The 12960-nt window shown below is 59.7% G+C and carries 9 protein-coding genes; 4 read left to right on the top strand and 5 right to left on the bottom strand.

Annotation, left to right across the window (positions count from 1 at the left end; genetic code table 11):
* Nucleotides 1-7 precede the first annotated feature (7 nt).
* From U4012_RS09640 to U4012_RS09655, 4 genes are all read left to right on the top strand, one after another.
* The gene (locus tag U4012_RS09640; protein ID WP_321798059.1) at nucleotides 8-2002 is read left to right on the top strand and encodes a beta-galactosidase; all 1995 of its coding nucleotides are present in this window, start codon (nucleotides 8-10) and stop codon (nucleotides 2000-2002) included.
* A 76-nt stretch (nucleotides 2003-2078) separates the two neighbouring features.
* Complete coding sequence (locus U4012_RS09645; RefSeq protein ID WP_321798061.1) at nucleotides 2079-3338, top strand: ABC transporter substrate-binding protein; 1260 nt, start codon at nucleotides 2079-2081, stop codon at nucleotides 3336-3338.
* 54 nt (nucleotides 3339-3392) lie between these two features.
* A complete protein-coding gene (locus U4012_RS09650) occupies nucleotides 3393-4361 on the top strand; it encodes a carbohydrate ABC transporter permease (RefSeq protein WP_415750368.1) in 969 nt (322 codons plus the stop codon).
* Nucleotides 4362-4387: 26 nt separating this feature from the next.
* On the top strand, nucleotides 4388-5239 hold the full coding sequence (locus U4012_RS09655; RefSeq protein WP_039318652.1) for a carbohydrate ABC transporter permease: 852 nt from the start codon (nucleotides 4388-4390) through the stop codon (nucleotides 5237-5239).
* Between the two features lie 323 nt (nucleotides 5240-5562).
* On the opposite strand, the gene U4012_RS09660 is transcribed toward U4012_RS09655, so the two are convergent.
* The 5 genes from U4012_RS09660 to glcC all read right to left on the bottom strand — a co-directional run bounded on the left by U4012_RS09660 (nucleotide 5563) and on the right by glcC (nucleotide 12957).
* A complete protein-coding gene (locus U4012_RS09660) occupies nucleotides 5563-6096 on the bottom strand; it encodes a hypothetical protein (protein WP_321798065.1) in 534 nt (177 codons plus the stop codon).
* A 241-nt stretch (nucleotides 6097-6337) separates the two neighbouring features.
* A complete protein-coding gene (locus U4012_RS09665; RefSeq protein ID WP_321798068.1) occupies nucleotides 6338-7012 on the bottom strand; it encodes a hypothetical protein in 675 nt (224 codons plus the stop codon).
* Nucleotides 6996-8540, bottom strand: coding sequence for an N-acetylmuramidase domain-containing protein (locus U4012_RS09670; RefSeq protein ID WP_321798070.1), 1545 nt, complete (start codon nucleotides 8538-8540; stop codon nucleotides 6996-6998). Before U4012_RS09670 ends, U4012_RS09665 begins: the two co-directional genes overlap by 17 nt.
* Before the next feature lie 43 nt (nucleotides 8541-8583).
* Complete coding sequence (locus U4012_RS09675) at nucleotides 8584-11484, bottom strand: type VI secretion system Vgr family protein (protein ID WP_321798072.1); 2901 nt, start codon at nucleotides 11482-11484, stop codon at nucleotides 8584-8586.
* Between the two features lie 702 nt (nucleotides 11485-12186).
* Entirely contained in the window at nucleotides 12187-12957 is a 771-nt protein-coding gene (gene glcC / locus U4012_RS09680) for a transcriptional regulator GlcC (protein WP_321798074.1), read from the bottom strand.
* Between the last annotated feature and the right edge of the window lie 3 nt (nucleotides 12958-12960).

Consider the following 12960-nt stretch of genomic DNA (forward strand, 5'->3'; position numbering starts at 1 on the left):
ATCGGGCATGCGCCTCGGAGTCTGTTACTACCCGGAACACTGGCCGGAATCGATGTGGGCCGACGACGCCCGCCGGATGAAGGCACTCGGCATCGCGCAGGTGCGGATCGCCGAATTCGCATGGAGCCGCATCGAGCCGTCGCCGGGCGAATACGACTGGGGCTGGCTCGACCGCGCGGTCGACGTGCTCGGCACGGCCGGCCTCGAGATCGTGATGTGCACGCCGACCGCGACACCGCCGAAATGGCTCGTCGACCGTCACCCCGACATCCTCGCGATCGGCGCGGACGGACGGCCGCGCAAGTTCGGCTCGCGCCGCCACTACGACTTCTCGTCGCCGACCTATCTGGAAGCGTCGCACCGCATCTGCACCGCGGTCGCCGAACGCTACGGCCGCCACCCGGCCGTGCGCTACTGGCAGACCGACAACGAGCTCGGCTGCCATCAGACGGTCGTCAGCTACTCGCCCGCCGCGCTCGTGCGTTTTCGCGCATGGCTGCACGCGCGCTACGGCACGATCGACGCGCTGAACCGCGCGTGGGGCACCGTGTTCTGGAGCATGGAATACCGGCATTTCGACGAAGTCGATGCGCCGGTCGGCACCGTGACCGAAGCGCATCCGTCGCACCGCCTCGACTACCGGCGCTTCGCGTCGGATGAAGTCGCGCGTTATCACCGGATGCAGGTCGACGTGATCCGCGCGCATTCGCCGGGCCGCCCGGTCGCGCACAACTTCATGCAACTCTTCACCGAGTTCGATCATTACGACGTGGCGCGCGACCTCGACGTCGCGACCTGGGACAGCTATCCGCTCGGCGCGCTCGAGGAGCAATGGTTCGCGCCCGACGTGAAGGCGCGCTGGCTGCGCACCGGCCATCCGGATTTCGCATCGTTCAATCACGACCTCTATCGCGGCATGTCGAAGCTGCCGTTCTGGGTGATGGAGCAGCAGCCGGGCCCCGTGAACTGGGCGCAGTGGAACCCCGCGCCGCTGCCGGGCATGGTGCGGCTGTGGAGCTGGGAAGCGTTCGCGCACGGCGCCGGCTGCGTGTCGTACTTCCGCTGGCGGCAGGCGCCGTTCGCGCAGGAGCAGATGCATGCGGGCCTGCACACGCCCGACGACCGGCTCGACGAAGGCGGCCGCGAAGCGCAGCGCGTCGCGCAGGAGATCGCCGCCGTGCTCGACGCAGGTGCCGATGCCGACGCGAACGGCGCGGTGCGTGCGCCCGTCGCGCTGGTGTTCGACTACGAAGCGAAGTGGCTGTTCGAAGTGCAGCCGCAAGGCGCCGATTTCCACTACCCGCGCTTCGCGTTCGAGTACTACTCGGCGCTGCGTTCGCTCGGCCTCGACGTCGACATCGTATCCGCGCACGCGCCGCTCGACGGCTACCGGCTCGTCGTCGTGCCGCCGCTGCCGGTCGTGCCGGACGACTTCGCGGCACGGCTCGCCGCATCCGGCGCGCATGCGGTGTTCGGCCCGCGCACCGGCTCGAAGACCGCCGACCTGCGGATTCCGCCGACGCTGCCGCCCGGCCCGCTCGCGTCGATCCTGCCGGTGCGCGTGTGGCGCGTCGAATCGCTGCGACCGAACGTGACCGAGCGGATCGACGGCACGCTGCGCGACGGCGCGCCGCTCACCGGCGACGCGCGTCACTGGCGCGACCTCGTCGAACTGCGCGACGACGACGCGCGCAGCGTCGTGCGCGCGCGTTTCGCCGACGGTCATCCGGCCTGCGTGTCGCACGGCACGCTGCACTACTGGGCCGCGCTGTTCGACGACGCGACCACCGCGCGCCTGTTCGCCGACGTCGCGGCCGAAGCCGGCCTGACACCGTCGCCGCTCGGCGACGGCGTGCGCGTGAGCCGGCGCGGCGGCCTGACCTACGTATTCAACTACGGCAACACGCCGCACACGATCGATGCGGTGCCGCCGCCCGCGTTCGTGGTCGGCGCCGCGCAGGTCGAGCCGCAAGGCGTCGCCGTGTATCGAAGCCGTTCGTAGCAGCCGTTCGTAGCAACCGCCCCCGGCGCCGCGATGCGCCGGTCACGCACAACGACAGACAGGAATGGAGACACCCATGACACATCGCCCCCTTCGCGTCGCCGCCCGGCTTGCGACCGCCGCCGCCATCGCGTTCGCTTCGTTCGGCGCCGCCGCGCCGGCCGACGCGGGCACGCTGACGATCAACATCGCGTTCAAGGGCGCCAGCCAGCGCGCGGTCTGGCAGTCGACGATCGAAGCATTCCACAAGGCCCATCCCGACATCGACGTGAAGCCCACCTTCGTCGACGAGGAAGCGTACAAGGTGCAGCTCCCCGCATGGCTCACGACCGTCGCGCCCGACGTCGTGAACTGGCACGCGGGCGAGCGCATGGCGTACTACGCGAAGCGCGGGCTGTTCGAGGACCTGAGCGGCGACTGGAAGAAGAACGGCTGGGACGCGATGTACGCGTCGACGCGCAGCGCATCGTCCTATAACGGCAAGCAGTATGCGGCGCCGACCGTCTATTACTCGTGGGGGCTGTTCTACCGCAAGGACCTGTTCAGCAAGGTCGGCATCGCCGACGAGCCGAAGACCTGGGACCAGTTTCTCGATGCATGCAGGAAACTGAAGGCGGCCGGCATCACGCCGATCGCGATCGGCGGCCGCGACGCGTGGACGCTCGCCGGCTGGTTCGACTATCTCGACCTGCGCCTGAACGGCAACGCGTTCCACCAGCAGCTGATGGCCGGCGACGTGCCGTACACCGATCCGCGCGTGAAGAAGGTCTACACGACGTGGAAATCGCTGATCGACTCGGGCTACTTCATCGACAACGCGCTGTCCTACGATCTCGACGGCGCGCAGCCGTTCCTGTTCCAGGGCAAGGCCGCGATGATGCTGATGGGTACCTTCATCGCCGCGGGCTTTCCGCCGAACGTGAAGCAGGAGATGGGCTATTACCGCTTCCCCGTCATCGACCCGAAGGTGCCGACCGCCGAGGACGGCCCGGTCGAATCGCTGCACATCCCGACCAAGGCGAAGAACAAGGCCGACGCGCATACCTTCCTCGCGTTCGTCGAAACGCCCGAGATGGGCGCGAAGCTCGCCGAAGGGCTCGGTTCGCTGTCGGCCAACGGCAAGTCGCCGGAGCCGGCCGATCCGATCTCGCGCATCGGCTTCCGGATCCTCGCCGACACCCGGGGCGGCGTCGCGCAGTTCTACGACCGCGACATGACGAAGGAAATGGCCGACGAAGGGATGAAGGGGATGCAGCAGTTCGTCGCGAATCCCGCGCAGCTCGACACCCTGCTCGCGCAACTCGAACAGACCCGCAAGCGGATCTACAAGAAGTAACCGCGTGACCCCTGCGGCGGCCGAGTGCCGCCGCGTCCGCCCAGGAGGCTTGCCGTGTCCAGTCCGATCACGTCCAGACCCGTCGCAACGGCGGCTACCCCGGCCGCACCGCCCGCCGCCGCGCCGCCGGCCCGCAGCTCGCCTGTCGCGCTGCGCGCGCGCCGGCCGTCGCCGGCCGTGCGGCGGCAACGGCGCGCCGCGTGGCTCTTTCTCGCGCCCGCGTGCGCAATGGTTGCCGTCTATGTGATCTGGCCGATCCTGTCGACGCTGTGGCTGAGCCTCTGCAACTGGGACGGGATGACCGAGCGCACGTTCGTCGGCCTCGCGAACTACGCCGAGCTGCTTCAAGCGCCGACGTTCTATACCGCGCTGCGCAACAACGTGATCTGGCTCGCGCTGTTCATGCTCGCGCCGCCGCTCGGCCTCGCGCTCGCGCTGTACCTGAACCAGGCGGTCGCCGGCATCCGGCTCGTGAAGTCGCTGTTCTTCGCGCCGTTCGTGCTGTCCGGCGTGGTCGTCGGCCTGATCTTTTCGTGGTTCTACGATCCGACCTTCGGGCTGCTCGCGCTGATCGCCGGGCACGGGATCCCGGTGCTCGGCGATGCGCGCTATGCGACGTTCGGCATCGTGTTCGCCGCGCTGTGGCCGCAGACCGCGTACTGCATGATCCTGTACCTGACCGGCCTCACGTCGGTGAACCCGGAGCAGATCGAAGCGGCACGGATGGAAGGCGCGCGCGGCTTCGCGCTGCTGTGGCACGTCGTGCTGCCGCAATTGCGGCCGACCACGTCCATGGCGATCGTCGTCACGGTGATCGGCGCGCTGCGCAGCTTCGACCTGATTTCGGTGATGACGGGCGGCGGCCCGTTCGAGAGCTCGACCGTGCTCGCGTATTACATGTACGACCAGGCGATCAAGTATTACCGGCTCGGCTATTCCGCGTCGATCGCGGTCGTGCTGTTCGCGATCATGCTCGTCTACATCGTGTTCCAGTTGCGCCGCATGCTGCGCAACGAGCAGTGACCTGACCTTCCGGGGATCCGTTCATCATGTTTCCGACACCCGTTGCCCACTGGAAGCCGGTATCGCGCCGGCTGTACAAGCTGTCGCTGCCCGTCGCGCTCGTGATCTGGCTGCTGCCGATGATCGCGGTGTTCGTCACGTCGGTGCGCTCGACCGAGGAGCTGGTCGAAGGTCACTACTGGGGCTGGCCGCGGCACTTCTCGATGATCGAGAACTATCGCGACGCGCTAACCACGTCGCCGATGCTGCATTACTTCTGGAACAGCGTGCAGATCACGGTGCCGTCGGTGCTCGGGTCGATCGCGCTCGCGGCGATGGCCGGATTCGCGCTGGCGACTTACCGGTTTCGCGGGAATGCCGCGCTGTTCGGGACCTTCGTCGCGGGGAATTTCGTGCCGGTGCAGGTGCTGATGATTCCGGTTCGCGACCTGTCGCTCAGGCTCGGGGTGTTCAATACGGTCGAGGCGCTGATTCTCTTTCACGTCGCGTTTCAGACGGGGTTCTGTACGCTGTTTCTGCGCAATTTCATCAAGCAGTTGCCGTTCGAGCTGATCGAGGCGGCGCGGATCGAAGGCGCGGGCGAGTGGACGGTGTTCTGGCGGATCGTGTTGCCGTTGATCCGGCCGGCGCTGGCAGCGCTCGCGATTCTCGTGTTTACGTTCGTGTGGAACGACTACTTCTGGGCGCTGTGTCTCACGCAAGGTGACGAGGCCGCGCCGATTACCGCGGGTGTGGCGGCGCTGAAGGGGCAATGGACGACGTCCTGGAACCTTGTTTCTGCCGGGTCGATTCTCGCAGCGTTGCCGTCGGTCGCGATGTTCTTCGCGATGCAGAAGCATTTCGTCGCGGGACTCACGTTTGGGGCGACGAAAGGGTGAACTCGCCCTGACCGCCGATTGCGGATTCGGATCTCCCCCTCTTCATCGAGAGGATTACCCGCTTCGGCGGGCTTTTTTTATTTTTTCGAGGTTGGATGGATGTCGCTTGACGCCGCGATGCAAACTTTCGCCATAGACCAAATTCAACAATCACAATGTGCCAGCCTACCGCGTCGGATAAGCGCTCAACCACAACGCCCTAAGCCATCGGTTGCAATCCACGACCTTGTAACTGGCCCCCCAGATCAACCGCAAGACTATGTTTCGAATCCACCTACTGTGCACCACACAAGACATTCAATAAACGGCCTTCGGCGTCGATTTCATTGCGCTCCCCGGGGAAAGGGATCAACCAAATCCTTTGAGCGCAACCAGCCAAACGTGATACGACCATCAAATTTCGGCCCTGTATTGACGTAGCGGACATATGAGAACTCACCACGCACTTTTAGAACAACGACGGCATCGCCACTTATGAGGTAAGAATTTTTTACTATGAATTTACCGCCTTTTATATCGTGCAAGTTGGATTTCTTCGTGACCAAACGAATACCAAGCGCTGGAATTTCACTTGACGTGAAAAATTCTTTCGCCGATATATCTGGCGGGTCCGCAGAGAAGATGCCTTGCACGCTGCTGCAACCGGCCTGCGGGCTCACTGTTCTAAGAACCCACCCCTCATATTTTTTATATAAATAGCCATCGATGTCGTAATCTTTGTCCCGATCTTCAAAATCGAGTGGATCTTTTGGGTAAGAGGCTATTGTTTGCAGCGGCGTTGACAATGCCTGGCTCGGTATTTGCCGGGAGTGCTGTTTTATTTCAGCAGCCATACTTGATTGCGTTTGTGAATTCAATATTATCCTGACCAGTTGAGACTTGATAGAACGGCTTCCTGATTCACCAGGTTTTCCGGGTCAAAGCCCGAGCGATTTTTCCGGCATTTTTATCAACCTGATACGTCGCAGCGGCATTCTTGGCCCCGCCCGACCCGACGATGCCGCTCGCGCCCTAGTGCGCAAAATCGCGATCACCCCATTTATCAAGCAGCATCGATCAACGCAGAACCTGATGCCTCGATAAATAATTAGTAATGTCTTATTTCTGAGGAAAAGGATCCACCAAATCTCTTGTACGCACCCATCCAAAAGTAACGCGCCTCTCGAACTTCGGCCCAACACCTACGTAACGGATGTATGAAAAATCATCTTTATTTTTCATTACAATCACACCATCTCCCTCTACAAGATAGGATTTTTTCGCCACAAATTTTCCGTCGCGATTGTCATAAAAAGCCGCTTTACCCTTCACAATACGAATTCCGATGGCCGGAACCTCTCGAATTACATGATAAGTGACCGATCTAAAATCTTTTGGCCCAAACGCGAACACTCCTGTTGCATTTTCACACCCAGCCTGACCAACCTCAGTCTGTATAATCCACTCACTGTCGTGTCGATACAAAATCCCTTTGATGTCGAATACTTTATTCCTATTCTGAAATTCCGGGGACAACTCACCCAAAACGAAAGTAAGCAACGGTGTATCAACATAACCCTCAACACTCACACTACTTGACCTATCACCGTCCTCTACAAACAAGAAGCTGCAAGAAAATTTTTCATTCTCCGAATCATAAAAACCAGATATAGCCCTCCCTTCGCGAAATCCGATTAAACTTGGATCATTGAACAGAATCGCCTCGCCAGCAAAGGACAAACACGAAATCGACGCAACAAATAAAAACACAATGAATTTACTTGAACTGTTCATAGAATTTTTTGAGATTTTCAGCGTAGTGAGGATTCTTCGTGCGCCAGTGCCTACCATTGTATGAAGTCGCAACCTGCTCCCATTTGCGCTCTCTCAATCCGTCAACACCAGCACGCTTCTCTTTTTTCATAAATGCAATAAATATTTCCATCTGCCCATCCGTTCCAGATATGAATTTATTGGCAAATTCCGCCGGCGTCGAACACCCACACGATGAATAGTATTCCCCCAGAATTTGAAAACCTCCCCAAGAGCATGATTGTATGGCGATATCAAAATCAAGAGCCGCAGCACGAACCAGCTTTTCATATTGATTCAAGCCGCCTCCGCCATATTGATCTCCGGTTGGGAAGCAGAGATCGGGAAATTTTGGATAAGGATTTTCAGGGAAATCCTTTCTTTTGAACGAGCGCACTTTCTTCTTGGCAGCGCCAGTCGCTTTTGCGCTCTGCGATTCTGCCGCTTCCTTTTCCGCCCCCCTTTCCCTCTCCTCTGCCTCCTTGTCGCGCTTCTTTACCGATAGATCAAAGAAGTGCCGTCGTTCATACAGTATGGGAGGGAGTCCATTTTCCAGAAATGGATGGCCTTGAGATTCCTGTTGAACCAGCGCCTTAATGGCGGCGACTTCTACGTTAAGTTCACTAGCCATGCGCTGATACTGCACATCCGAAAAAAACTCTGGCTTGGGGTAACTCAGCCTCGAACCAAAAATGCTGAATGCTACGGTGCGCGGCTCACCAGTGTTCACCACCTTATAGCGGTGTTCAATTGTAATCTTGGTTTTCTTCTTGTGCGTTTTTTGATCGACAGTGACTTCCTTGTTCTTCTTGGGAAAATATTTATTTACCCGGCCTTGCTCGGTGACTTTTTGCGTCCATGCAATGTATTGGCCAAATTCCTTGACCAATCTCTCGATCGTCATAACTTCGCCCTCTTTCACAACCGGAAGATTTAGATTCTGCTCAAACTCGTCCTTTGGGGTGAGTTGTGTAGTGGACTCCAAGTGATATTCTGGACTGACGATGGTGAACGCGCTGATATCCTTCTTGGGGACAATTTGGGCTTTCCAGGCAAACTCCCCACGACGATTCTTGACGAACACATCTATCGGTTGATTGCGCGCCGCATTCGTGATCGTCACCGCAAAACCATCCTTGTCAGTGGTCGCCTCCGTCTTGTTGTCCAAAATGGGCGACGAGCGGGGAGCGGTCGGTTCGGCTTTGCTATTCGGTGGCGTTTTTGCAGGCGCCGGCGCCGAGCTGGATACCGCTTCAGGTAAGGCAGCGGCACCGGAAGCGGGTGTCGCAGCTGGCGCATTGCTCTGTGTTGCCGAATCCTCTTGGATGATCGTTGGATCGGGGCCCGTTTCCCACGCGGGGGCCGGCGGTGCGTTTTTGCCAGACGTCAATTGGACGGCCAGGCCTTCAATAGGCTTTTTCAACACGTCGCGAAAAAGCACGGTTACCACCACGAATGCAGCTGGTTGAGCCTTCGGTGCCGGTGCGTCGGCGGATTGTGCGTTCGACACTTGCTCTCCCTATCGATTTCGCGGATATCAGAAGTTGAATCGGTCAAGTTTCCCGCTGCTCGTCGACCGGGTCTTCGCTCGCGTCGTCGACGGTTTCTTCATGGTCGTAAGCATCTTCAATCGCGTGCCAGTCGCCGCCACCGATCTCACACTTCACGTTCATTGGTGTAGGTGTGTGAACGGTCGCCGTTTCGCCGTCGAGTAGCCCGCCCTGCTGCTGAAGTGTTCCGTCCGGCAAATAGATGCGATATGTCTGCGCTCGCAGCGCTTCCCCGACACCAAGATTCGCGATGACCGAAGATACGTCGAAAGTCTGCGTATATTCATGGGTCAGGTTTTGCTGCAACGTGCTGACAGGAAGCGGCGGGATGGAATAGCGCATACTGCTCGGCCCACTAAACGCATGCTGCGCTCCCTTGAACTCGACGGTCCCGGGTGCATGCCCGCGGATATTGCCGCCTTCAAGGGTGATTGATGCGCCGCCCGCGGTGAGCACCAGCTTTCCACCCGCTGCGATCTCGATGTCGCCTTGTGCCAGCAGTTTGAGGACTGCTTTAGCGATCACCTCGACATTCGCGTCATGCGACTGGATCTGCACGGGTCCCTTGGTGAACAGCCTGATCGCCGTCTGCGAGAACATCCCAATGGCTTTGGCGGCATTTACGATAAATGCTCCCGCTGATCCGATATGCGTGTTCAGGCCGCTGACCACATTGATATGGCGATCTGCCGTCATGTGCAGCGAGTCTTGCGTAGACGTGCCGATGCCGAACGGGCTAGCGAGTAGCAGAATCGCCTTCTTGAACGCGTTCGCACTGCCAGTCCCGCCCCCGGCAGTACGACCGCCGCCGGCTTCCAGCGTTTCCGGCTGCTGGGTGGCGTCCGTGAACTGCTTGAGCGAAGCATGGCTCTCTTTCAAGCTGTCCGCGTGGTGCTGCACGCCGACGTTCGACAGCGCCTCAACGAGGCTTTCGGCGCTAATCAATTGACCCTGCGCTTCCTTGACGTCAAGCTGATCATCGTTGTGCGCCTTCGCGTGCGTTCCGATATATGCACCACGATTCGCCCGCATACCGAGATAATCATCCGTGTGCAGCAAAGCCCCTTTTCCGAGGTATCGGCCCCGCGCGTTGTTATTGCCCGCATGGTCAATCAGAACCCCTTGGTGGTACAGGCTGTAGCTGTTCCCGACCCTGCCCGTGTAGGTGGTCAGTCGTGTAGCCCCTTGATGTGTCGCATCGTCGTGTACGAACGCGTTGTAAGCACCACTCTTACCGAAGCCATTCGACATGAGGCCCGAGAGGAGCACGTTGGTATGCCATTGTGGGGGTGTCGTTTGGGATGGCAGGCGCCCGAGCACATACGGCCGGTCACAATCACCCTGGAAGTAGTCGACGAGGACCCATTCGTCTTTGCGCGGCACATGAACGCCACCATAGCCATATCCGGTGTCGGCCTGCATCACCAGCAGTGGCGGTGACGTTTGCGTCCGGTTCGTTCCGTCGCGCTCGTCCCACGGGTAGATCACGTAAATGCGATTGCGCTCGTCGGCCCATGCTTCCTCATTATCCGGGCCATTCACGAGCGCGTGCTCGGCATACATCAGCGGCTTTCCATGCTCGAATGGACTGCGATACTCGATGTTGGTCCGCCGCGCTTCTACTTTGACCAAGTAGATGCCGCCCAGGCCATCGATGGGATTGGCTCGCGAGCTAAACTGCGTGCCATAGTCCTGGCGCGAGTCGGACAGTGCGCTCTGCAAACTCAGTGGATAGGTCGCAGCGTGATTAGATAGCGGCACATTGTTCTCAATGAGCCACTCAACCTCGACGACCATGAACTCCCGAAGGTTCGAATCGAACGTCATATGCCGCGTGTGATGCTCGAGCGTGAAACGCGATCCGGCGTCGAGCCATCGCACACCGCCGAGACCAATGTATCGCCGGGCGGCGGAAGTCCAAGCCTGGGTTCTATTGGATGCACGTCGTCGCCCCTCGTCCGAGTTCGGGTAGGCATACGACAGGGCTTCACGAATAATCATGGGCGCATACGGAACGCTGCGCCTCACCTGCTGACGTCGCTCTTCGGTCACATAGGTGCTTGCGCTGTCGCCCAAGTCACTCCGCACCGAATAATTCTGTTGCGGATTCTTGTAATTGAAGGAGGTTGTCGCGTAGGCAAGACTTTGTGCAGTCTGAGTCACCGCCCATTGCGTGAAGCCATCTACCTCGTCGCTAATTGCACCGTTGAAAAATTCGATCGGTTTCGCATCAGGCAAGGCAGAAAGCCGATCGACTATGACGAGTGTTGACACGCGTGGATCGTCTTCATACTGGACTGGCGCATGCTCGAAATAAAAGTACCATCCTTCGTCTTCGAGAATTCTATGGAAAAAGTTCAGATCTGTTTCGCTCTGCCGCGTGTACGATCGCGCACGTGGCTCGTCCCACAGGACGAAACGTACTCGCCCGGCAAGTTGCGGGTAGGCTCCCAGCAACTCAGAGAGAATTTCCCGTGCGCTTTTATTGAACCAATGATCGTTCTTGCTCGCCTTGCCGAGAAAGAAAAGCGCCGACTCGAACTCAACCTGGTAGACGGTCAGATTTCCGTCTTGCCCGAGCGTGTGGAATTTGTGAACGAAACCGTGAATCGGGCGATAGACTGATTCAACAAATGGCTTGGAGGTTTGCTGAATAAACAACGTGACAGGCTGATGCTCGAGTTCCAGGTTATCGATATCGTCACGTAACGAAACGACGTCGACCACCCAGCGATAGCCTCGCCCGACTCTGGACCATCCCTTTGCGCGCACTGGAATGAGCGTTTGCGCCCCCAGCGGGGAGCGGAACATAAGCAGTCGCTCGTGCTGCATCAAGCCCCGATGTATCGACTCGTAAAGCGTAGCCGCCCGCAATCTTGCGGGATCGACGGGTGGAAAAACCATTTCCTTTCCTTGTCTCTCAGGTTCAACCGCCAAGGAAGCGACGCGGGTGACGGTCGGCCATTGCGACGATGAGTCGCTCGCTCGATTCTATTCAGGATCGAGCGGAGCTATATATGTGACCAAGTACTTGAAAATGGTTTATCTCTGAAAATGGAGATCCCCGTGCGCTCAACTCATAATCTCAAATATTTTCGAAAGATTAGCGCAACAACCCCGTTTCCGGGCCGGGAGTATCTCAAATTAGCAGCCGTTCCCTTCCTACACGGAAATTGGATGGCAACCTTTAAATTTCACAGAATGTGGCAAAACGATATATATGCCACGCTTCACCTGCACGTAGGCTTTGAAGGGGGTCCCAGAGGATCCGCCATGCTACTTGGACGCTTTGTCACGGCTACCCGATGTGCCCGCCGGCCGGCCTGCCCCCAGCCGGGCTTGCCCGGAGGTTTGCTGCGCGGCCTTTTCACGCTGACCGGACTGCCGATCGTGTAGTCCGGTCCGTTACCGGCCGGCTTCGCGTGCGGTGCCGCCGGCTTGCGCTTGCTTTCTCCGCCTGGCACCTGCGGTGCGCGGCATTTTACCGGGCACCGGCTGGCGTGCCGCGCACCAGATACGTCACATTATGACGTAATAGTCGATCAAACCGCATCGTCAACGCACTTCGTTTGATTGACGTCATCGTACGAACGCACCGGTGCTTTCTCAAGTCCACCCTTCGAGCCGCAACGTCGAGCGCACGAGCCGCTGCTCCTCCTCTTCGATCTCGCGCAGATACTCGACGCACTGCCGGATATGCTCGCTCGCCGCCTTGCGGGCCTGGTCGGGCAACCGCCCCGTCACCGCGTTGTAGAGCCGCGCGTGCTGGCGGTCGATCTGCTTCTTCAGCGGCTCGCGGTGATAGAGGTTGTTCACCGACGCGAACACGGAGCTGAGCAGCAGGTCGGTCAGCGACTGCAGCGTGTTGACGAGCACCGGATTGTGCGACGCCTCGCAGATCGCGAGATGGAACGCATGGTCGAGCTTCGCGCGCGCGGCCGGATCGAGATCCTGCGCATCGGCCGCCGTCATCTCCTCGTAGCGGCGCTTGATCAGGATGAAGTCGGCGGGTGTGCCGCGCAGCGCGGCGAGCCGCGCGGCTTCGGTCTCGAGCATGCCGCGCACCTCGAACAGGTCGTACAGCGTGCGCGGCTGCGAGCCGAGCAGATGCATCATCGGCGAGACTTCGCGCTGCGGGGTCAGGCTTGCGACGAACGAGCCCTTGCCGTGCGTCGTGTCGATGATCCCGCGCGCGCGCAGCAGCTTCATCCCTTCGCGCACGGCCGTGCGCGACACGCCGAGCTTCTCGGTCAGCCGCCGCTCGGACGGCAGCGCCTGCCCGGCCTTCAACACGCCGTCGACGATCAGCTGCTCGATCCGCTCGGCGACGACATCGGCGACATTGCGCGCCGGCGCTTGTCGATTCTGGATTTCCATACT

Source organism: Burkholderia sp. BCC1988, assembly GCF_905339895.1.
In the GTDB taxonomy this organism is placed as follows: Bacteria; Pseudomonadota; Gammaproteobacteria; order Burkholderiales; family Burkholderiaceae; genus Burkholderia.